Below are 22,179 nucleotides of genomic sequence, written 5' to 3'. Positions count from 1 at the left end.
CGCACACCTGAACCGGTCAAAGGAGATTCCGGCAATGACACACCGCATCACACGAGGGGCGATCGCAGCGGTCACCGTCGTCGCGACGGGACTGGCGCTCGCCGCCTGCACCCCGTCGAGCGACGACAACGGCCAGCTGGTCGCATTCGGCCCACAGGGCGAGAACGGTTCGCTCAAGGACAACCTCTTCACCCAGGAGGTCGAGAAGAAGTTCGACATCGACTTCGACTGGCAGACCACCACCTATGACGGCAGCGTCGCGGGAGAGAAGCGCCAGATCTCGCTCGCCAGCGGTGACTATCCGGACGCCTACTTCCTCGTGCCGTGGGTCGACGGATTCTCGCGAAACGAGATCCTCAAATACGGCCAGCAGGGCGTGCTCATGCCCTTGGAGGACCTGATCGACGAGCACGCGCCGAACCTCAAGAAGCGCTTCGAGGAGAAACCCGACTGGGAGCAGTCGGTCACCGCGCCGGACGGTCACATCTACGCCATCACCCAGTGGAGCGAGTGCTTCCACTGCAGCTACCCGTCGAAGCTCTGGATGAACACGACGTGGCTCGACGCGCTGGGACTCGAGCAGCCGACCACCACCGAGGAGCTGCGCACGGTGCTGCGTGCCTTCAAGGACGGGGACCCGAACGGCAACGGCGCGGCCGACGAGGTGCCGCTGAGCGGATCGGCGTCGGAGCCCATCATCAACTACCTGATGAACGCCTTCACCTATGCACCCGTCGGCGGGCCCTCCAGTCCGCCGCCGCTCGTGCTCGACGGCGACGAGGTCGTGCTGAACGCCACCTCGGACAGCTGGCGCGCAGGGCTGGAGTACATCACCTCGCTCGCCCAGGAAGGGCTGCTCGACACGGCGGCGTTCACTCAGAACGGCGACGCGCTGAAGGCGCTCGGCGACAGTGCGGATGCGCAGATCCTCGGCTCCGCCGTCACTCTGCACCCCTACGTCTTCGTCTCGGCGGACTCGCCGGACGGTCGCGACAAGAACTACGACGCGGTGGCACCCCTCGCAGGGCCGGACGGCACGCAGCTCGCCACCTGGCGATCGCCCGTGAACCCGGTGGGGACCTTCGCCCTCACGAACAAGTCGACCGAGGAGGAGCGCATCGAGGCGATCAAGCTGCTCGACTACCTCGCCACGGACGAGGGGCAGATCCGCGCATCCATGGGGCCCGAGGGCGAGGCCTGGGTGCCGGCTGAAGAGGGCGATCTCGCGCTCGACCCGGAGCTCGAGCCGACCTTCCGTCCCGTCACCTACGACGAGACCTCCAATGCCGCGTGGCGTTCGATGTCGCAGTACTGGGACTCGCTCGAGTTCCGCAACGCGCAGGTGGTGCCTGAGGACATCTACACGCCGGACGGCTACGAGCGACGTCTGCTCTATGCGACGCAGGAGTACGAGCCGTTCGCACCCGACGAGAGCGTGCTCTTCCCGGTCGAGAAGCTGTGGCCCGACCTCGAGACCTCTGCCGAGCTCGCGGAGCTGCAGACGAACATCGCCACCTACATCACGCAGGCGCAGGCGGAGTTCGTCACCGGACAGCGCGACATCGCAGACGACGCCGCGTGGGACGCCTACGTCGCCGACATCGAGGGGCTCGGACTCGCACGCTACCTGGAGCTGCTGCAGGCGGCCTACGACGCACTCTGATCGACCATGAGGTGCGCGGGACGGATCATCCGTCTCGCGCACTTCTGCGTCTGGCCGTCGCAGGAGCGGATGCGCAGCGGAGGGAGCGGATGCCGACGGCATCCGCTCCCTCCGGTCGAAGAGCTGTGGCCGACGGTCAGCGCACGAGCGACTGGATGGCGGCGGCGGATGCGCCTCGCGCCCAGTCCTCGAACGTGTGGGGCCGGGTCAGGATGCGGCAGCGCGCCGCAGCGCCGAACGCGTGCGCGTCGAACGCATCGTGCAGCGTCTTCTCGAAGAGATCGAAGTCGGAGACGCCCTCTCCGCCGATGATGACGACCTCAGGGCCGGTGAGGTTCACGAGGGTGGCGATCGCCGTGCCGATGAGGCGGGCGGCTTCTCGGAACGCGGCATCGGCGTCAGGGTCGCCCGCATGGGCGAGGGCCACGGCCTCATCGATGGCGATCGGGCGTCCGAGGGCGGCCGATACGGCTGACTCGATCGCGCCCGTCGATGCGGCCGCCTCGACGCAGCCGCGGCGGCCGCACGGGCAGACGAGAGACGGGTCGGCGAGCGGCAGGTGGCCGATCTCACCCGCGACGCCGAACGCGCCGCTGACGACCTCGCCGTTGAGGTGCAGGCCGCTGCCGATGCCGCGTCCGATCGTGACGATGGCGAAGGATGCGGTGCCGAGACCGACTCCGAACCAGTGCTCGCCGATCGTCAGGGCATGGACGTCGTTCTCCACGGTGACGGGCCAGGGAAGGCGCTCCTGCAGGAGGTCTCCGAGCGCCACATCGGCCCAGCCCATGATGTTCGACTCGCGGACGATGCCGGTGGAGCTGTCGACGTCGCCCGAGACGGCGACGCCGATGCCGGCGATCGCCGAGGCGCTCGCCCCGAGCTGGGTCTCGAGGGCATCGACGATCTCGGAGATCGTCTCGATCACGGTGCGGGGATCGTCGGCGGGGAGGGCGCGGCGCTCGCTGGCCAGCACGGTGGTCGCGAGGTCCGTGGCGACGGCGATGACCTCGTCGACGTTGACCTTGACGCCGATCATGACCATCGCCTCGAGGACGATGGACACCGGGCTCACGGGCCGCCCGGGGGTGCCGTCGCGGTGCGAGGCCGGCGGTGCATCGACGAGGCCGGCGGCGACGAGCGGGGCGACGGCCTTCGTGACGGCGGCCTGGGACAGCCCGGTCTGGCGGGCGATGTCGATCCTGCTGATGGGGCTGCGCGTCAGGATCGTCTCGAAGACCCGGGATCCCGCGTCGGACGCCGAGCGGATCAGGGTGGTACGCGCTACGGTGTCGTGGTCCATCGGGTCCTTCGGGTCGTGTCGGCTATCGTAGCGAATCCGCCGCCAGGCGGTCGGGCGCGCGCGCACCGAGATGCTCGGCTGCGAACTCCAGCGCGTTCTCCTCGTCGAGGTCCCCGCCGGCTTCGTGTCCGTTGTACGGCCAGAGCACCACGGTCTTGGGGCCGCCGTATGCGGTGAACGCGGGAAGCACCGTGTCGGGTGGTGCGATGCCGTCGAGGAGTCCCGTGCTGAGCAGCGCCGGGGCGTTCGCGCGCTTCGCATGGGTGATGCCGTCGAAATACCGAAGAGTCTCGAGAGCGGCCGCGGTGTCATTGCGACGGTCCGCGAAATACTGCGTGAGCAGCGCGTACGGATGCTCGGAGCTCAGCACCGCCGCCCGGTCGAGCTCGCAGAGGAACGGGGCCTGCACGATCACGGCGGCAAGGTCCGGCACGAGGCCGGCGATCGCGAGCGCGATCCCCCCGCCCTGGCTCGCCCCGACCGCACCGACTCCTTCGGCGTCGACGAGGTCGATGGTGCGGAGGGCGTCGACCGCTCGCACGGCATCCGCATAGACCCGGCGGTAGTAGTACTCCTCGCGCGAGCGGATGCCGCGGGTGAGGAAACCGCCGGCCGAGGGGCCGCCGTCGGCGTGGTCGTCGTCGGTGTCGCCGTGCCCCTGCCCGCGGGCGTCGACGACCAGGTGGGCGTAGCCGGCCGATGCCCATCGCAGATCGCGCAGTGCGTGGCCGCGGCCGTTGCCGTAGCCGAAGAACTGCACCAGCCCCGGAAGTGGTCCTGCGGCGCCGTGCGGCACGCGCAGCCAGGCGCGGATGGGTGTTCCGCCGAATCCTCGGAACGACACGTCGAACACGTCGATCTGCGTGAGTCGCGTGGGGTGCGCGGTGACGGTGAGATCGAGGGGACGGCTGCGGGTCTTCTCGATCGTGTCCGCCCAGAAGACGTCGAAATCCTCGGGCTCGGTCTGAGTGGTGGGCGCGTCGATGAGACGCGTCTCACCGTGCACGGGACTCCGCCTCGTCTGCCTCGACAGAGCCGAAGCCGTGACGCGCGAGGTCGACCTGCCCGCCGGCGGGCACCAGGATCTCCGCCACCCGGTCGTCGCCATCCGAGACGGTGACGTGCCTGTCGCGGTCACCGGGATTGCGGAGGATGCCGGAGGTCACCCGCCCGCCCACCCAGGCGATGTCGAGCACGAGGCCGGGGCGCACAGCCACCCCCTGGACGTCTCCGTGATCCCACGAGACGGGGAGCGCGGGAAGCAGGCGGACCGTGCCGCCGTGGCTCTGCACGAGCATCTCGGCGATCGCGGCAGGAAAGCCGAGGTTGCCGTCGATCTGGAACGGCGGATGCGTGCTGAACAGGTTGGGCAGAAGGCCGCCCCACTCCGACCCGTCGACCGGGCCGTGCCGGGTGGCGTCGCCGTCGAACGGGGTGAGTGCCTCCTCGAGCAGCGAGGCGGCGACCTCGCCCTGCCGTGCTCGGGCGCGCAGCGCCACCTTCCAGGCCCACGACCAGCCCATCGCGCCGGGACCGCGGGCGTCGATCAGCCGCACGGAGGCGTCGAACAGCTCGGGGGTGCGCTCGGGTGTCACCAGGTCGAGCGGGAACAGACCGACGACGGGGGAGAGGTGCCGATGCAGAGGTTCGTGCTCTTCGACCTCCGCGGACCATTCGAGCAGGCGCCCGTCTGAGCCGACCTGCAGGGGTGCGACAGCTGCGAGCGCCTCTCTCACCTCGGCTTCGAGCGCATCGTCGAGGCCGAGCGCATCGATCGCGACGAGTGCGCGCTCGAACAGCGCGCCGATGAGGCTGAGGTCCGAGGTCGCGGTCAGGCCGAGGGGAGTCGGCCGGCCGTCGGCGGCGACGTAGGAGTTCTCGGGCGCGGTCGAGGGGGAGGCGTGCAGGTGGCTGTCGGCACCCGGCACGAGCCAGTCGAGGCAGAATTCCACCGCACCGCGCATCAGCGGCCAGATCCGTGCGCGCAGCAGCTCGGTGTCTCCGCCGAACTCGTACGCGTCCCACAGATTGTGGGTGAGCCATACTCCGCCCATCATCCAGATCGCCCAGCTCGCGGCGCCGTGGCCGTCGCCCACTGGCAGGCTCCAGCCCCAGACGTCGCTGTTGTGGTGGGCGACCCACCCGCGCGTTCCGTAGAGCTCGCGCGCGGTGTCGGTGCCCGTGCGTGCGAGCAGCTCGACGAGCGAGAGGAGCGGCTCGAGCGCATCGGGGTCGAGCAGCATCGGAGCCGCCCAGTAGTTCATCTCGGTGTTGATGTTGATCGTGTAGTTCGACGACCAGGCGGGCTGCAGCTGGTCGTTCCAGATGCCCTGCAGGTTCGCGGCGGGGCTGCCCGCGCGAGAGCTGGAGGCGAGGAGGTACATCCCGAATTCGGCGGCGACGGTCGCGCGCAGCAGAGGGTCGGAGCCGTGAAGGACATCGCGGTCGACGCTCCACTCGCCCTCACGCCGACTGCCGATCGCGAATCGCGCCCGAGTGATGCGTCGCCGGTCGGCGACGTGCTCGGCGAAGAGGGCGGAGACATCGCGCTGAGCCGCGGTCTCCGCTCTCGCTCGTGCGCGATCCCGGATCGCCTCCCGAGAGGCGGTCCGCCAGTCCCCGTCGGCGTCGGCCCACCACGACCCGGCGCGCGACGATGTGGACAGGGCGATCAGCAGGCGGCGGGCATGGCGGACGATGAGGTGATCGCCGGTTCGACGCACCTCGCCGTCCGAGTCGAGCGACACGGCGACGGCCGCATAGGCATCGAACTCGGTGTCGTCATCGGTGTAGCGCAGGGGATCGACCGAGTCCTCGTGCAGCGGAGCGCCGTCGATCGGCGCCTGGACGTCGAGGACGAGGGCATCGTGCGCATCGTGCGCATCGACGATGCGACCGCGCAGGGGCGTGGACAGCTCGACGGTCGCCGCGAACTCGACGGTCGAGGTGAGCTCGATGATCAGGACCTGTGCCGGAGCCGAGATCCAGGATCGACGGATGACGTCCCCGTTCGGGGTCCGGAGTGTCTCGGTGAGCGTCGCCGAGTCGAGATCGAGGACGCGGCACGGAGCGGACAGGTCGGCATCCTCATCGGCTTCGTGCACGCGGACGTGCAGGTCGGCGAGGGGCAGGAACTCCTGGGAGTAGGGACCCTCGAAGGCCATGAGGAGGCCCTCGGCGATGCGCACGTCACCGGCGCTGAGTGCCTCGCGTACCGCCGCGAGACGTTCGGGGCCGGCGCCCTTCGCGCGCACGTTCTGCAGTGCGCGCGCGGGGCCGTCGGGTGTTCCCGACCAGATCGTCGAGTCGTTGAGCTGATAGCGACCGTCCGATCCGCCGAATGACATGGCGCCGATGCGGCCGTTGCCGAGTGGAGTCGCCTCCTCCCACTGGGTGGCGGGGGCGTCCCAGGTGAGGCGCAGTGTGTCGGTCATCGCACTCCGGTGTGTTCGATCGATCTCGATGTCACCGTCAGCGTATGCGGCATTAATTGCCGCTGTCAAGTAATGCGGAACACCCTGCGCCTCGCCGAGATCAGAACTTCAGAAGCACCTTGCCCACGCGGCCGGCGGTGTTGCTCGCACGCACAGCGTCCGCGGCGTCTGCGGCGTCGAAGACCCCGGCGACCGGCAGGGTCAGGGTGCCGTCGCTGACGCGCTGGATGAGTTCGCCGAACAGAGCGCCGCGTGTGGCGGCATCCATCGTCTGGATGACCTTGCTGCCCCAGAAGCCCTTGACGGTCGCCTGCTTGAAGATGACGTCTCCCGAGGCGATCTCCATCGTGGGCGAGTTCATGGCGCCGAAAGCGACGAGTGTGCCGCCCTCTCCGAGGAGCGACAGCACGTCTCCCGCAGACGATCCGCCCACGGAGTCGATGCCGAAGGCGATGTGCGCGCCGCCGGTGATCTCGGCGACCTGCTCGCGCCAGCCGTCGTCGTCGGTCGAGACGACGTTCTCGATGCCCTGTTCGCGGAGCTCGTCGACGCCGGCCGAGCGGCGCACGAGGCCGATGACATTGACGCCACGAGCGGCGCCGAGCTGGGCGAGCATGCGTCCGACCGCGCCGTTCGCCGCGTTCTGGACGATCCAGTCGCCCTTCTCGGCCCCCAGGAACTGCAGCAGGCTGATGGTGCTGAACGGCATCGAGACGAGCTGTGCCGCGCTCTCGTCGCTGAGCGACTCGGGAACCGGGATGAGACCTGCGGCGTTCGCGACCACGTACTCGGCCCAGGCGCCGAACGTGCCGCCGGTGGCGACCCGCTGTCCGACTGCCAGGCTGTCGACGCCCTCGCCGAGAGCATCGACGATGCCGAGGGCCTCGGTGCCGGATGCCGCGGGCAGCTCGGGCTTGAAGCCGTAGGTGCCCCGGATGGTCCAGAGGTCGTGGTTGTGGATCGGCGACAGCACGATCTTCAGCCGCACCTGACCCGGGCCGGGCTCGGGGGTGGGGCGTTCGGTGACGGTCAGAACCTGTTCGGGATCGCCGAAGGTGTCATGGGTGAGTGCGCGCATTGTGTCTCCTCGTGGGATCGGTCGTGGGGGATGTTCGGGGTGGATCAGTCGTCGGTGACGGTGATCTCGACGTCGATGTTGCCGCGGGTCGCGTTGGAGTAGGGGCACACCTTGTGGGCGGCGTCCGCGAGGGCCTGGGCCTGGTCGTGGGGGAGGTCGGGGATGACGACCTCGAGCTGCACGGCGAGCCCGAAACCGCCCTCGCCGTTGGATCCGATCTGCACGCGGGCACCGACCGACGAGTCGGTGATCTTCACCTTCTGCGTGCGGGCGACCGACTGCAGTGCGGAGTGGAAGCACGCGGCGTAACCGGCGGCGAACAGCTGCTCGGGGTTGGCGCCGTCTCCGCTGCCGCCCATCTCCTTGGGGATGGCGAGGTCGAGCTCGAGGTTGCCTTCGCTCGTGGCGACGCGGCCGTCGCGGCCGGCTCCTGTGGCGAGGGCCTCGGCGGTGTAGAGAGCTTCCATGGTGTGGATTCCTTCCGGTTGTGGTCAGTCGGCGCGCGGTGTGCGCGTCAGGGGTGCGGGGTGGCGCCTGTCTTCTGCAGCCGCTCGGTGAGCTCCTGCAGCTCGGCGATCAGGCGGTGACGCTGGTCGTCGTCCTGCATGCCGGCGAGGGCTGCGATCGTGGTGTGGACAGGCGCGACCTCGGTGCGCAGCGCCGTGCCCGCCTCGGTCAGCCCCACCGTGACGACCCGCTCATCGGCAGAGCTGCGGGCTCGGATCACGTAGCCCGCCTGCTCGAGGCGACGCACGAGGGGGGAGAGGGTGCCCGAATCGAGCTGCATCGCGTCGCCCAGCGACCCGATCGTCTGCTCGCCCTCCATCCAGAGGATCGCGAGCACCAGGTACTGCGGGTAGGTGAGACCCCAGGGTGCGAGGAGGGCTCGGTAGGCCTGCGTCGTCGCTCGGGCGGCGGAATACAGCGAGAAGCACACCATCTCATCGGTCACGGCCATCTCTCAAGCATTGCACACGATTAGATTGTGCACAATCTAATCGTGTTCGAGTCCTCGCTACGATGAGGCCGTGCGGCTCCGTCCCGTCGACCTCGTCGACATCTTCGTCTACCTCGTGGTGCTCGGCGTCTTCATCCAGCTGTTCCCCGAGGTCATCTCCGAGTCATTCCTTCTCGCCCTGCTGACGGCGGTGCTGCTCAAGGTCGTGCTCGAGGGAGTGCTCTATGTGAAGAAGCGCATCATGGCGCGCATCCGCGGCACGCACAGCCGCTGGGTCAGAGTGCTGAACGTTGCCGCGCTGCTCCTCGTCCTTCCCGGCAGCAAGTTCCTCGTGCTCGAGATCGTGGCGTGGGTCTTCGGTGACGCCGTGTATCTGGGTGGGTTCCTGCAGGTGACCGCGCTCATCATCGTGCTCATGCTCGCAAGGGGTGGTGTTCGGAGGATCGTCGATCGTCCGGCCGCGGAGACGCACGCCGACTGATTGCCGCTGAGAGGCGGTGAGCAGATTCGTGACACCTGTCTAATTGCTAGCTAGGCTAGTAGTCATGGAACGCTACATTCGCCTGCGCTGGGTGGGCCTGGTCTTCATCAGCATCGCCGTGTCGCTGATCATCGTCGATTCGACGATCGTGAATGTGGCGATTCCGGCGATCGTCGACGATCTGGGTATCACCTCGACCGAGGTGCAGTGGGTGCAGGAGGCGTACACGCTGGTGTTCGCCGCCCTGCTCCTCGTGTTCGGCAGTCTGGCGGACCGTTTCGGACGACGGCGCGTGATGCTCATCGGCGTCGTCGTCTTCGCGGCGTCCTCGGTGCTCGCGGCGTTCGCAGCGGACGGTGGGATGCTGATCCTGGCCCGTCTTGCGCAGGGAGTCGGCGGGGCGATGATCCTGCCGACGACACTGTCGATCATCAATGCGACGTTCCGAGGCCGCGAGCGCGGCATCGCCTTCGCGGTATGGGGCTCGACGATCGGCGGTATGGCAGCTGTCGGCCCTCTGCTCGGGGGATGGCTGACGACGGCGTTCTCCTGGCGCTGGGCTTTCGGCATCAACATCCCGCTCGGAATCGTCATCATCATCGGGGTGCTGCTCACGGTCGCCGAATCGCGCAGCGATCGGACGTCGAAGATCGACGCCGTCGGAGCGATCCTCGCGGTGATCACGATGGCGAGTCTCGTGTTCGGTCTGATCGAGGGGCGTACCTACGGGTGGTGGTTCGTCGACCAGCGTCCGCAGATCGGCGACTGGACCTGGCCATTGGACGTGTCTCCGATCCCGTTCGCCTTCGCGCTGGCCGTCGTCGCCCTCGTCGCCTTCATCGCGTGGGGCGTGCACCGGGAGCGCCGCGGCAGGTCGACCCTTCTCGCCCTGCGTCTGTTCTCCATTCCGTCGTTCCGCAACGGCAACATAGCGGCGACAGTGGTGTCTCTGGGCGAGTTCGGCATCATCCTCGCGCTGCCGTTGTGGCTGCAGTTCGTCCTGGGGTTCGATGCGCTGCAGACGGGCCTGCTGCTGCTCGCCCTGGCCGGCGGGTCGTTCGTGGCCAGCGGTGCGGCGGGCGCGGCGAGCGGCAAGATCGCTCCGGTCTGGGTCGTGCGGGCGGGACTTCTGGCCGAGATCATCGGCGTCGCAGGCGTCGGCTTCGTCATCGCCCCAGACGCGTCGTGGGTGCCCCTCATCCCGTTCCTCTTCGTCTACGGACTCGGTGTCGGCCTCGCCACAGCTCAGCTGACGGGTGTCGTGCTCGCCGACGTGCCGGTCGATGACAGCGGCGCGGCGTCGGGCACCCAGTCGACGTCGCGCCAGCTCGGTGCGGCGCTCGGTGTCGCCGTGCTCGGGACCGTGCTGTTCACGAGCACGGCCGGGATCCTCTCATCGTCACTCGATGCACGGGGGCTTCCGGTCGAGCAGCGCGATCAGATCGTGTCGTCCGTCGTCGACAGCGCCGGCGCGGCGATCAGCGGGCTCGAGGCGCAGCCCGAGACCGCCGAGATCGCAGACGATGCGAAGTCGGCGTTCTCCGACGGCACCCGGTTCGCCGCGTGCACGGCGGCGGGGTTCCTGTCGCTCGGATTGCTCTCGACGATCTCGCTCGGCGCCGGTGCGGGCGCCAAGCCACGCCGGGACGAGGACGCAGCGGCCGCAGATGCAGCGCCGGGGAGCGGCGCATCCGATTGACGGAGGCCGTGTCCTAGCGATCGCCTGATCGGTGGTCGCGTGCGGAACGTCGACGCCGGGGTCTCGTTTCAGGTCTCTGCCCTGCGGGGTGCTCCTCTGAAGGAACCGCATTCCGGTCACCGGAGAGCCACCGAAGCCATGTCGTGCTCGGGTCGCCTTCGAGCACCAGAGTGCGCACGAGCAGGGTGAGCGGACTAGTCGTAGCTGCGGTGGACGTGCCAGCCGTCCTCGCCCCTGAAGACATCGAACACCAGCGACAACCCGTCGTCGTTCGTGCCCTGGAAGCGCCATCCATAGAGCCCGTGATGCTGAGTCGCCGATGCGGACCAGATCGAGTGACGTAGGCGCGTAGGGGTGTCGGACACCCTCCATCGGTGCCCCGCGAAGACCATGCGCGACGGAATGTCGTCGACCATCCATAGGGTTGCCGGGAGGTGATCGGTCATCGGTCGCATGAGTTCAGAATAGAACATAGCTTCGAATGTTGCTACCCTGAACTCAGGCCGGAGAAGGGAGCCGGCATGGGGTCTAGCAAGCGTCTCGCTGCTCACTACGACATGCGCTCCCAGCACCAGGCGATCCTCGCGGCCGCTCGATCCGGACCCCTCCAGTCCCTGACTGACCGCGAACTCGCACTTCGAGAACAGCCGGTCACCATCTACCCGCAGCCATACCGTGCAGTCCGCGCGTGGGTGCGGTTCGGGCCGGAGGCCATTCGTGTGGACGCCAAGCTCGCGCGCTCCACGCCATCTGCCGCAGGTATAGAGTTCCGTGCCGGCGAGACCACGTTTCGATGCTGGGTCTGGGGTAACGCCGTGACGGCCGACGACGCCTGACTTCGTGTCGTGCGCTCACGTCGCGCATACCACCAACGAGAAAAGCCGCCTGAACCCAGGCGGCTTTCTCGTGGAGTTGATGTGTGTGCCCCCGACAGGAGTCGAACCTGCGACCTACGGTACCGGAAACCGGCGCTCTATCCACTGAGCTACGGAGGCGTACCGATCGACAATATCACTGCTCGGGAGTGGTCTCCGACCCACCGGCTTCGGTCACCGGCGCGTCGCCCAGTTCGCCCAGCGCCGCGGCCAGTTTTTCGGCGAGGTAACGGTGGCCGTCCGTCGACGGGTGCTTGCGGCCCACTTCGACGTCGATGACCGACAGATAGTTCTGCTCGGTGATCCAGTCCTGAGCGACGGGGGAGATGTACCACCAGCTGCGAGCCGCGGCGAGTTCGCCGAGATCGGCGTCGATGCGAGCGGTCTCGGCGCCCACGGGCAGCTCGTGGGGCGCCGGGCCCAGGATGACGATCGTCGCCTCCGGATACTTCGCGGCCATCGCATCCCACGCGGCGGTGACGGCCTCTCGGTACCCGGCCTCGCCCTGTGCCCGGTCGTTGATCGACCCCTGCAGGATGATCAGGTCGGGGCTGAGCGCGGGGTCCAGAGAGGCGATGCGCTCGCCGAAGGCGGGGCCGTCGAGTCCGGGCTTGAGGTAGCCGCTGCCGCGGACGCCGTCGACGATCGTCTCGCCGTCGATCAGGGCGGCGAGCTGATAGGCGTAGCCGAGGGTCGGGTCGGTCGCAGCCGATCCGTAGGTCCAGGAATCGCCGAACACGAGCACGGTCGGATGCTCGGGAAGATGGAGCGGAACCGGCGCGATCGCGACGGCGTCTTCGTTCGCGACGGCGGCCGCACCGACGGGTGCCGAGGACGGCACGGGAACCCACGGGCGCCAGACACCGAGGACGACCGCGGCGAGCGCAAGGATCACGGCGACGGCGAGGCCTGCGACGGGCAGACGGCGGCGGGCGGGGGCGGCCTTCATGGCATGACTGTAGATCACGATCCCGCCCGCGCAAATTCCGACGCGTGACGCGCCGTAAACTGGGAGGCCTATGAACCCTGAAACGCTCGCCACAGCCCTCCTCGCCGTCCTCGCACCGATCGCCGAGGAACGACGTCCTGGCGAGCCGCTCGGACTCACCGCAGCAGACATCGTCTTCGAGCGTCCTCGCAACCGCGATCACGGAGACTGGGCCTCGAACATCGCGATGCGCCTGGCGAAGCCGTTCGGCACGAACCCCCGTGAGCTCGCGCAGCAGATCGCGGACGGGCTCGCGCAGGTCGACGGCGTGCAGAGCGCAGAGGTCGCGGGGCCCGGGTTCATCAACATCCGCCTGGATGCGGCTGCAGCCGGCGCACTGGCGAAGGTGATCGTCGACGCCGGTGCCGAGTACGGGCACAACGACACCCAGGCCGGGCGCAGCATCAACATCGAGTTCGTCAGCGCGAACCCGACCGGACCGCTGCACATCGGCCACACCCGCTGGGCGGCGCTGGGCGACGCGATCGCCCGGGTGCTCGCGGCCTCAGGCGCGAAGGTCGCCAGGGAGTACTACATCAACGACGCCGGCGTGCAGATGGAGCGCTTCGCCAACTCGGTGCTGGCCGCAGTCAAGGGTGAGCCCACCCCCGAGGGCGGATACGCCGGCAGCTACATCGGCGACCTCGCCGCACGGGTGCTCGCTGCGCGCCCCGACCTGCTCGACCTGCCCGGCGACGAGCAGGTGGTCGTGACGCGCGAACTCGCTTACGGCTTCCAGCTCGAAGAGCAGAAGCAGTCGCTCTCGAAGTTCAACGTCGATTTCGACGTGTGGTTCTCGGAGCGCACTCTGCACGCCAAAGACGAAGACGGAGTCAGCTTCGTCGATCGTGCCGTCGATCGTCTGCGCGAGCAGGGGCACGTGTTCGACCACGAGGGCGCTGTCTGGGTGCGCACGACCGACTTCGGCGACGACAAAGATCGTGTGATCCGTCGCTCCAACGGCGAGTACACCTACTTCGCCGCCGACGCCGCGTACTACCTCAACAAAGGCGATCGCGGCTTCGAGTACAAGCTGTACCTGCTGGGCGCCGACCATCACGGCTATGTCCACCGCCTCAAGGCGATCGCGGGCGCGGCAGGGGAGGACCCCGAGAAGAACGTCGAGGTGCTGATCGGGCAGTTGGTCTCGGTGGGCGGTGCACGTCTCAGCAAGCGCGCCGGAAACATCATCGAGATGGACGATCTGCGCGAGTGGCTGGGCACCGACGCTCTCCGCTACTCGCTCGAGCGTTCGCCCGCCGACTCTCCTCTCGCACTCGACCCCGAGCTGCTGCAGAAGCGCACGAACGACAACCCGGTGTTCTACGTCCAGTACGCGCATGCTCGCACGCACAACGTCGCGCGCAACGCCGCCGACTCCGGGGTGGATCGTTCGGAGTTCGCTCCCGAGACGCTCACGCACGAGACCGAGAGCGCGCTTCTCGGCGCCCTGCAGGAGTTCCCTCGCATCGTCGCGTTCGCGGCTGAGGTGCGCGAGCCGCACCGGGTCGCGCGCTACCTCGAAGAGCTCGCGGGCCTCTACCACCGCTGGTACGACAACTGCCGGGTCATCCCACAGGGCGACGATCCTGTCGAGACGGTGCACCGCACGCGTCTGTGGCTCAACGACGCCGCAGGGCAGGTGTTCCGCAACGGACTCGACCTGCTCGGTGTGTCTGCGCCAGAGCGCATGTGACTCCGGTTGCCGTCCGGCGTCGTAGGGCAGGATGGCAGCATGAGCGACGACAACCACACCCTTCCTTACCCCGCTGCGGATTCCGAGCATCCGACGCTCGTGATCCCCGGCGGCAAGGATGGTGCGCCCGTCGACGGTGTCGCCGCACCCGCACGCAAGCGCAAGCGGTGGCCATGGGTGCTGCTGATCGTCGTCGTGGTGCTCGCCGCTCTCGTCGTGGCGGCGGAGCTCATCGCGCGGGCTGTCCTGCCCGGCATAGTGCGGGGCATCGTGATCGGACAGCTCGATCTGCCCGCTGACCAGGAGCTGGCGGTCGAGGCTGACGGCATCCTGCTGCCTCAGCTGATCGGTGGCACGCTCGACAGCCTGCACCTCACCACCGACTCCGTGACCCTGGAGGGGATCACCGGCGCCGTCGACGTCACTGCCACGGGCGTCCCGCTGCGCGGCGGTGACCTGCGCGGCGCTTCCGGCACCATCCGCATCGATGAGTCGCAGTTCACGGATCTGCTGTCCGACACCGACCTCCCCATCGACACCGTCACGCTCGACACGCCGAACGCGACGGTAGCGGGCTCCGTGAGCGTGTTGGGCATCGCGATCCCGATCTCCCTCACGGTGACTCCTGGCGTCGCGGAGGGAGACCTCGAGCTCACCCCCGTCGGGCTGACCATCGGCGGACTCGAGGTCGACGCGGATCAGGTCGGATCGACCCTCGGCGCACTCGGGGAACGGCTCACCGAGACGCAGCGCATCTGCATCGCCGATCAGCTGCCCGCGGGCATCACACTTACCGACCTCGAGATCGATGGAGCGGAGGCCGTGATCGACGTCGACGTCGACGGTGCCATCGCCACCGACGAGAGTCTGCTCGAGAAGGGCACCTGCCCTCAGGGATGACGCTCAGTCGTCGTCGGAACCGAGGCGGGCTTCCCGTTCGGCCTGCTGGGCCGCGCGAAGCTCCGACGTCGCGAGCGCGACTTCGGCCTCAGCTCGCTGCACGCGTCGCTGCGGGAAGGTCGTCGCGCCGAACCGGGCATGCACGCGGTCCTTGCGCTCTTCCTCCGACGTGACGATGTATGCGCACGAGATCAGGATGACCTGGGTCGACAGGTTGAGCCAGATCAGCAGCGCCAGCAGCGTGGCGAAGGACGCGAGCAGCGGATTGCTCGTCGCGCCCCCGATGAACAGCCCGGAGAGCTCCTGCAGCACGAGCAGCCCGACGCCGCCGATGAGAGCCCCGATCCAGAGGGAGCGCCCCGGGGGACGGAGACCGGAGAGCAGCCGGAACACGCCCGCGATGAGCACGGTGTCGAGCGCCAGTACGACGATCAGCGAGACGATCCGGATGCCCCAGGATGCGACGGGCGAATCCTCGGGGATGCCGAGCAGACCACTGATCCAGGTGATCCCGAGCCGACCGGCGAAAGTGACGGCCGCTGCAGCGATGAACAGCACGGCGACACCCACTGCGAGCAGCAGGTTGCGGAGCATGACCCAGATGAACAGCACGTCGGCGTGCGCGGTTCCAGCCAGGACTCGCACCGCCGTGCGCAGGGATCCCACGGCGCCGAGCGCTGAGCCGATCAGAGCGACCGTCGAGACGGCGCCCGCGATCGACAGCGAGATCGGCTCCTTGAGGTCGTCGGGATTCACGACGCCGTCTTCGCCGATGAGACCGGGCACCACGGACTGAACGGCGGAGATGATCGCATCCCAGACGTCCGGATTGCCGGCGAGCCACAGTGCGGCGATCGAGAAGCCGAGGAGAACGGCGGCGAACACACTGAACAGCGCGCGGTAGGTCACGCTGTCGGCCAGCATCGGGCCCCGACGCTCCGAGTAGAGGAGGAAGGCCCGCACCGGACGACGGGTCAGAGCCCAGCGGATCGTCGCAGTGCTGACGCGCGCGATCAGGCCGGGGCGTCGGGCATCGGGTGCTGCGGATTCGGTGCTCATCTCCACCACCTTACGAGTCGGCAGGATGTGTCCGCAGGGGGTTGACGCCGAGCGTCACCATGACTGATGCGGCATGCACGGTGCCCTAGAATCGGGGGCAACCTCGCAGTGCGCGTATCCGCCCGAGACTCGTCCCACGATTGGTGTTCCTTGCTTTCCCCTGCCGACTCGCTCGCCCCGGAATGGCTCGTCGTGCCCGGCGACGTGAATGATCTTCCCGCCGCTGTGTGGCCCGCCTCCGCAGTCCGCGGCGCCGACGGAGAACTGCGGATCGCCGGCATCTCCGCGACCGCTCTCGCCGAGACGTACGGTACGCCGCTGCTCGTGATCGACGAGGACGAGGTGCGTTCCCGCGCCCGCGCCTTCCGCTCGTCTTTCGACGCGGCGGCGAGCGAATACGGCACGACCGCGCAGGTGTACTACGCGGGCAAGGCGCTGCTGACCACGACGATCGCGCGCTGGGTGATCGACGAAGGACTCCGCATCGACGTGTGCACCGGCGGCGAGCTGGAGGTCGCGCTCGCAGCGGGCGTCGCTCCGGCATCCCTGGGCTTCCACGGCAACAACAAGTCGGTCGCCGAGCTCGAGCGCGCCGTCGAGGTGGGCATCGGCACGATCATCGTCGACAGTGCGATCGAGATCGAGCGTCTGGCGGCGATCACCGCCAGGACGGGCGCTGTGCAGCGCGTGCTGGTGCGGGTCATCAGCGGCGTGCACGCCGAGACCCACGATTTTCTGGCGACGGCCCACGAAGACCAGAAGTTCGGCTTCCCGCTCCCCGACGCCGAGCAGGCGGTCGCCCGCATCCGCGAGATCCCCGGCATCGAATTCGCCGGACTCCACTGCCATATCGGATCGCAGATCTTCGGCGTCGCGGGCTTCCGCGAGTCGGCGGAGCGGGTGCTCGAGCTGCACGCCGCGCTGCTCGAGGGTGGACCGGTGCCTCAGCTCAACCTCGGCGGAGGCTTCGGCATCGCATACACGAGCGTCGACGACCCCACGCCGATCGAGATGCTCGCGGGCGAGATCGTCGCCGCCGTCGCGGAGGGCTGCGCCGCACGCGGGATCGCCGTGCCCGCCCTGTCGTTCGAGCCGGGCAGGGCGATCGTGGGCACCGCCGGGGTGACGATCTACGAGGTCGGAACCACCAAGGACGTCGCGCTCGACACCGGAGCCACTCGGCGTTACATCAGCGTCGACGGCGGCATGAGCGACAACGCCAGGACGGCGCTCTACGAAGCGCAGTTCTCGGCTCGTCTCGCCTCGCGGCTCGGCTCAGGGGAGCCGCAGCTCAGCCGGGTGGTCGGCAAGCACTGCGAGTCCGGCGACATCGTGGTCGACCACGAGTACCTGCCCGCCGATGTCTCTCCGGGCGACCTGCTGGCTGTTCCCTCCACCGGCGCCTACTGCGCGCCGCTCGCCAGCAACTACAACCACGTCCCTCGCCCTCCGATCGTCGCCGTGCGCGATGGCCGGTCGGCGATCATCGTCCGCGGCGAGACCATCGCCGACGTCCTGGCACGCGATGTCGGCGTCGGGGCATCCGAGAACCACGGGTGATCCGCGCGAACGACGCGGTCCCCGACGTAGCACGACTGATCAACCCTCCTAAGGAGAGATGCAATGACGACTGAGTACCGACGACTTCGGGTGGCGCTCCTCGGCGCCGGAGCGGTCGGCTCCCAGGTGGCCGCCCTCCTTCTTCGCCACGGCGACGAACTCGCCGACCGCGCGGGTGCCACGCTGGAGCTGGCCGGCATCGCGGTGCGCAACCTCGATGCGCCGCGCGAGACCGATCTGCCCAAGGAGCTGTTCACGACGGATGCAGAGTCGCTGATCCTCGGCTCCGACATCGTGATCGAGCTGATCGGCGGCATCGAGCCGGCGCGCACGAGCATCCTGCAGGCGATCGGCTCCGGAGCCGATGTGGTCACGGCCAACAAGGCGCTGCTGGCGACGCATGGTCCCGAGCTGTTCGAGGCGGCCGACCGCGTGGGCGCATCCGTCTACTACGAAGCGGCCGCTGCCGGTGCGATCCCGATCATCCGCCCGCTGCGCGACTCGCTGGCCGGCGACCGCGTGGTGCGCATCATGGGGATCGTGAACGGCACGACCAACTACATCCTCGATCGCATGGAGACCGAGGGCGCCGACTTCGCCGACGTCCTTTCCGACGCGCAGCGCCTCGGTTATGCCGAAGCAGACCCGACCGCCGACATCGAGGGATACGACGCCGCCCAGAAGGCCGCGATCCTCGCGAGTCTCGCATTCCACACTGCGGTTCCGCTCGACGCCGTGTACCGCGAGGGCATCACGACGATCACGGCGTCGATGATCGACGAGGCGCGCGCCGCCGGCTTCGTGATCAAGCTGCTCGCCGTCTGCGAGCGCATCGAGGCCAACGGCACCGAGTCGATCTCAGTGCGCGTCTACCCGGCACTCGTCCCCACGTCTCACCCGCTCGCCTCGGTGCACGGAGCCAACAACGCCGTCTTCGTCGAGGCGGAGGCCGCAGGGTCGCTGATGTTCTACGGTGCAGGCGCCGGCGGAGTGCAGACGGCATCCGCTGTGCTCGGAGACGTCGTGTCGGCCGCTCGCCGGCACATCGCCGGCGGTGTCGGCGTGGGGGAGTCCACCAGAGCGAACCTCCCTGTGGTGCCGATCGGTCACGTCACGACCCGTTACCAGATCACTCTCGAGGTCGCGGACGCTCCGGGCGTGCTGGCGACCGTCGCCGGGATCCTGAGCGATGGAGCCGTTTCGGTCGCCACTGTCGTGCAGACCGTCGAAGGAGAGGACGAGCCCACCGCTCGCCTCGTCATCGGCACGCACCGGGCCACGGATGCCGCGCTCAGCGCCACGGTCGATGCGCTCGCCGACAGCTCTGTCGTCGAACGGGTCGTCTCGGTGCTCCGCGTGGAAGGCGAGTGACGATGGCGGCGGGGCGCACAGTCGAGGTGACGGTCCCGGCGACCAGTGCCAACCTCGGCCCTGGATTCGACACCCTCGGACTCGCGCTCAGCGTCTACGACACGCTCCTGGTGACGGAGCTCCCTGCGGGAGCGCTCGAGATCGAGGTCTCCGGTTCCGGAGCAGCCGAGATCCCCCGTGACGACTCGAATCTCATCGTCCGCACGATCTCGCATGTGTACGCGGACGTCGAGCGGCCCCTCCCGGGGCTGCGCATCGTCGCCGAGAACGGCGTGCCGCACGGTCGTGGACTCGGATCCTCAGGTGCTGCGGTCGCGGCAGGCATCCTCGCGGCCAAGGGGCTGCTCGAGGGTGATGTCGAGATCAGTGACGCGGACATGCTCCGCCTTGCCACCGAGATCGAAGGACACCCCGACAACGTGGCGCCCGCGCTGTTCGGCGGGCTGACGATCGCGTGGATGGGTGAGCGCGGAGCGCAGCACAAGAAGCTGCTCGTGCACCGCGGTGTGTCGCCGCTCGTGCTCGTGCCCTCGTACACGATGTCGACCACGAAGGCGCGCTCGCTGCAGCCGCCTCAGGTCTCGACGGCGGATGCGGTGTTCAACGTCTCGCGCTCGGCACTGCTGATCGCCGCACTCATGCAGAGCCCTGAACTGCTGCTCGACGCGACGGCCGACCGCCTTCATCAGGACTACCGAGCCGAGGCGATGCCCGAGACTCAGCGGCTGGTCCAGACGCTCCGTGCGGCGGGCTTCGCCGCCGTGGTCTCCGGTGCCGGTCCCAGCGTGCTCGTGCTCGCCGACGGCCCGGGAAGCCGTCAGGACGCCATGGAACTCGCCGCATCGACGACCGACACCCCGTGGGATGCGCTGCTGCTCGCGGTCGACGTGCGTGGTGGTACAGTGGGGAATCGAGCGGAGGGCTCCACGTAACTGCGTGAATCTGGCCCCATTGCAACTCTGCAAGACCCGCACGCAAACCCCTGTGACACTGCTCTCACCGAGAACTTCGTTCTTTCCGAGAACCCAGTGCAGAGGCTGACTGACGCCGAGCGTCAGTCCGTGCGATCGCGCGCAGCACCCGTTGTGCGCGTGCCGCTCATGTCCCCGAGACCAAAGAGGGAGTACTCGTGGAGAATTTCTCCGAGACCCAGAACGACCAGGCGGCGACTGCCGCCGAGGCTCCGGCAAAGGCCGCGAGCTCCGACGCCGCGACGACTGCCGCGACCGAGGTGGCCCCGGCCCGCAAGCGCGCGCCGCGCCGAGCGAGCACCGCATCGGCCGCCGCGAAGGCCGAGAAGGCTGCTGCGTCCGCAGACAGCACACCGGCGCCCGAGGCCCCCGCTGCCGAGGCGCCTGCCGCCGACGCGGCTCCCAAGGCCAAGGCCCCCCGCCGCAGCCGTGCGAAGAAGGCCGACGCCGAGACCGCCGAGGCTTCCGCAGCCGTCGAGGCCTCTGCACCCTCCTCATCGGCTCCCGCAGCGCCCGCCGAGGCCCCCGCTGCGAAGACCGCCGACAGCAGCGACTCCGCTGACACAGCCGGCTCTGCTGACGCTGCCGGCTCGACCGACGAGCAGAAGAAGACCACCGGCCGCGGACGCCGCACGGCGAAGAAGCCCGCGGCCGAGACCGAGGCTCCTGCGACCGAGAAGCCCGCCGAGGCCGCACCGGCCGACGCGACCTCCGCCGCCGACTCGTCCTCCGACTCCGCTGACGGCGGCGAGGAGCAGGGCGGCCGCAACCGCAACCGGAACCGCAGCCGCAACCGCGGTCGCGGTCAGAACGGCACCGCACAGGGCGGCGAGCAGCAGCCTCAGCAGCAGCAGCAGAGCGCACCCGCCGAAGACGAGGGCGGCAACGGCCGCAACCGTCAGCGCAACAAGCGCCGCGGTGGTGTGCCGACCGACGAGTTCGACACCGAGATCGGTGAGGACGACGTCCTCGTTCCGATCGCCGGAATCCTCGACGTGCTCGACAACTACGCGTTCGTGCGCACGACCGGCTACCTCGCCGGCCCGAGCGATGTGTACGTCTCCCTCGGACAGGTCAAGAAGTACAACCTGCGCAAGGGCGACGCGATCGTCGGCTCGATCAAGCAGCCGCGCGAAGGCGAGCAGCAGGGGCGCCAGAAGTACAACGCCCTCGTGAAGGTCGACTCGATCAACGGCCTGTCGATCGACGACGCCGCGACCCGCGTGGAGTTCGGCAAGCTCACCCCGCTCTACCCGCAGGAGCGTCTGCGCCTCGAGACGGTGCCCGAGAAGCTGACCCAGCGCATCATCGACCTCGTCGCTCCGATCGGCAAGGGACAGCGCGGCCTCATCGTCGCACCGCCCAAGGCCGGCAAGACGATCGTCCTGCAGCAGATCGCGAACGCGATCGCTCAGAACAACCCCGAGGTCCACCTCATGGTCGTGCTCGTCGACGAGCGCCCCGAAGAGGTCACCGACATGGAGCGCACGGTCAAGGGCGAGGTCATCGCCTCGACGTTCGACCGTCCTGCCGAAGACCACACCACGGTCGCAGAGCTCGCCATCGAGCGTGCCAAGCGTCTCGTCGAGCTGGGCCGCGACGTCGTCGTGCTGCTCGACTCGATCACGCGTCTCGGCCGTGCGTACAACCTCGCGGCTCCGGCATCCGGACGGGTGCTCTCGGGTGGTGTCGACGCCTCGGCGCTGTACCCGCCCAAGCGCTTCTTCGGCGCTGCGCGCAACATCGAGAACGGCGGATCCCTCACGATCCTCGCCACGGCTCTCGTCGAGACCGGCTCCAAGATGGACGAGGTCATCTTCGAGGAGTTCAAGGGCACCGGCAACAGCGAGCTGCGCCTGTCGCGTCAGCTCGCCGACAAGCGCATCTTCCCGGCCGTCGACGTGAACGCGTCGAGCACCCGCCGCGAAGAGATGCTGCTGTCGACCGACGAGGTCAAGATCACCTGGAAGCTGCGCCGAGCCCTCGCGGGCCTCGACCAGCAGCAGGCGCTCGAGGTCGTCCTGGGCAAGCTCAAGGAGACCCACTCGAACGTCGAGTTCCTCGTGCAGATGCAGAAGTCGATCCCGACGCTGCCTTCGGGCGCGCACGGTCACGACAACAACATCCGCTGAGCGGAGCTGAC

General features: G+C 68.6%; 18 protein-coding genes and 1 tRNA gene. 9 read left to right on the top strand and 10 right to left on the bottom strand.

Features of this window, described 5'->3' with window-relative positions:
- The first annotated feature begins 34 nt into the window (after positions 1-34).
- Positions 35-1,663: an extracellular solute-binding protein gene (locus RU09_RS16125; RefSeq protein ID WP_042541876.1), complete on the top strand. Its 1,629-nt coding sequence runs from the start codon at positions 35-37 to the stop codon at positions 1,661-1,663.
- A 136-nt stretch (positions 1,664-1,799) separates the two neighbouring features.
- Here the strand turns inward: RU09_RS16125 and RU09_RS16120 are convergent, their stop codons facing one another.
- The 6 genes from RU09_RS16120 to RU09_RS16095 form a co-directional block, all read right to left on the bottom strand.
- Entirely contained in the window at positions 1,800-2,966 is a 1,167-nt protein-coding gene (locus RU09_RS16120; protein WP_052493009.1) for an ROK family transcriptional regulator, read from the bottom strand.
- Positions 2,967-2,988: 22 nt separating this feature from the next.
- Positions 2,989-3,972, bottom strand: coding sequence for an acetylxylan esterase (locus RU09_RS16115; RefSeq protein ID WP_042541875.1), 984 nt, complete (start codon positions 3,970-3,972; stop codon positions 2,989-2,991).
- A complete protein-coding gene (locus RU09_RS16110; protein ID WP_042541874.1) occupies positions 3,962-6,400 on the bottom strand; it encodes a glycosyl hydrolase family 95 catalytic domain-containing protein in 2,439 nt (812 codons plus the stop codon). The genes RU09_RS16115 and RU09_RS16110 overlap by 11 nt, the downstream gene beginning before the upstream one ends.
- 100 nt (positions 6,401-6,500) lie before the next feature.
- Positions 6,501-7,478: a zinc-binding dehydrogenase gene (locus RU09_RS16105; protein ID WP_042541873.1), complete on the bottom strand. Its 978-nt coding sequence runs from the start codon at positions 7,476-7,478 to the stop codon at positions 6,501-6,503.
- Positions 7,479-7,522: 44 nt separating this feature from the next.
- Positions 7,523-7,945 (bottom strand): organic hydroperoxide resistance protein, encoded by a 423-nt coding sequence (locus RU09_RS16100; protein ID WP_042541872.1) that lies wholly within the window; start codon positions 7,943-7,945, stop codon positions 7,523-7,525.
- 47 nt (positions 7,946-7,992) lie between these two features.
- On the bottom strand, positions 7,993-8,436 hold the full coding sequence (locus tag RU09_RS16095; protein WP_052493008.1) for a MarR family winged helix-turn-helix transcriptional regulator: 444 nt from the start codon (positions 8,434-8,436) through the stop codon (positions 7,993-7,995).
- Between the two features lie 70 nt (positions 8,437-8,506).
- On the opposite strand from RU09_RS16095, the gene RU09_RS16090 reads away from it, so the two are divergent.
- Both RU09_RS16090 and RU09_RS16085 read left to right on the top strand, forming a co-directional pair.
- Positions 8,507-8,917 (top strand): hypothetical protein, encoded by a 411-nt coding sequence (locus tag RU09_RS16090; RefSeq protein ID WP_042541871.1) that lies wholly within the window; start codon positions 8,507-8,509, stop codon positions 8,915-8,917.
- Positions 8,918-8,981: 64 nt separating this feature from the next.
- Entirely contained in the window at positions 8,982-10,616 is a 1,635-nt protein-coding gene (locus RU09_RS16085) for a DHA2 family efflux MFS transporter permease subunit (RefSeq protein WP_042541870.1), read from the top strand.
- A gap of 194 nt (positions 10,617-10,810) precedes the next feature.
- Here the strand turns inward: RU09_RS16085 and RU09_RS16080 are convergent, their stop codons facing one another.
- The 3 genes from RU09_RS16080 to RU09_RS16065 all read right to left on the bottom strand — a co-directional run bounded on the left by RU09_RS16080 (position 10,811) and on the right by RU09_RS16065 (position 12,440).
- Positions 10,811-11,071: a hypothetical protein gene (locus RU09_RS16080; RefSeq protein ID WP_042542156.1), complete on the bottom strand. Its 261-nt coding sequence runs from the start codon at positions 11,069-11,071 to the stop codon at positions 10,811-10,813.
- A 467-nt stretch (positions 11,072-11,538) separates the two neighbouring features.
- Positions 11,539-11,611, bottom strand: a tRNA-Arg gene (locus tag RU09_RS16070).
- A gap of 16 nt (positions 11,612-11,627) precedes the next feature.
- Positions 11,628-12,440 carry an SGNH/GDSL hydrolase family protein gene (locus RU09_RS16065; protein ID WP_082041172.1) on the bottom strand — a complete coding sequence of 271 codons (813 nt, stop codon included), beginning with the start codon at positions 12,438-12,440 and terminating at the stop codon, positions 11,628-11,630.
- Positions 12,441-12,510: 70 nt separating this feature from the next.
- On the opposite strand from RU09_RS16065, the gene argS reads away from it, so the two are divergent.
- Positions 12,511-14,175: an arginine--tRNA ligase gene (argS, locus tag RU09_RS16060; protein ID WP_042541868.1), complete on the top strand. Its 1,665-nt coding sequence runs from the start codon at positions 12,511-12,513 to the stop codon at positions 14,173-14,175.
- 39 nt (positions 14,176-14,214) lie between these two features.
- The gene (locus RU09_RS16055) at positions 14,215-15,075 is read left to right on the top strand and encodes an LmeA family phospholipid-binding protein (RefSeq protein WP_042541867.1); all 861 of its coding nucleotides are present in this window, start codon (positions 14,215-14,217) and stop codon (positions 15,073-15,075) included.
- 3 nt (positions 15,076-15,078) lie between these two features.
- On the opposite strand, the gene RU09_RS16050 is transcribed toward RU09_RS16055, so the two are convergent.
- Positions 15,079-16,134 (bottom strand): YihY/virulence factor BrkB family protein, encoded by a 1,056-nt coding sequence (locus tag RU09_RS16050; RefSeq protein WP_042541866.1) that lies wholly within the window; start codon positions 16,132-16,134, stop codon positions 15,079-15,081.
- 150 nt (positions 16,135-16,284) lie between these two features.
- Between RU09_RS16050 and lysA the strand changes: the two genes are divergently transcribed.
- From lysA to rho, 4 genes are all read left to right on the top strand, one after another.
- A complete protein-coding gene (gene lysA / locus RU09_RS16045; protein WP_042541865.1) occupies positions 16,285-17,694 on the top strand; it encodes a diaminopimelate decarboxylase in 1,410 nt (469 codons plus the stop codon).
- 63 nt (positions 17,695-17,757) lie between these two features.
- Positions 17,758-19,065 (top strand): homoserine dehydrogenase, encoded by a 1,308-nt coding sequence (locus RU09_RS16040; protein ID WP_042541864.1) that lies wholly within the window; start codon positions 17,758-17,760, stop codon positions 19,063-19,065.
- A gap of 2 nt (positions 19,066-19,067) precedes the next feature.
- Positions 19,068-19,997: a homoserine kinase gene (thrB, locus tag RU09_RS16035; protein ID WP_042541863.1), complete on the top strand. Its 930-nt coding sequence runs from the start codon at positions 19,068-19,070 to the stop codon at positions 19,995-19,997.
- A gap of 197 nt (positions 19,998-20,194) precedes the next feature.
- On the top strand, positions 20,195-22,168 hold the full coding sequence (gene rho / locus RU09_RS16030; protein ID WP_042541862.1) for a transcription termination factor Rho: 1,974 nt from the start codon (positions 20,195-20,197) through the stop codon (positions 22,166-22,168).
- Positions 22,169-22,179: the final 11 nt, after the last annotated feature.

This window comes from Microbacterium sp. MEJ108Y, assembly GCF_000834175.1.
GTDB lineage: Bacteria > Actinomycetota > Actinomycetes > Actinomycetales > Microbacteriaceae > Microbacterium > Microbacterium forte.
The sequence above is the reverse complement of the archived record's forward strand: the minus strand, read 5'-3'. Positions and strand labels throughout refer to the sequence as shown.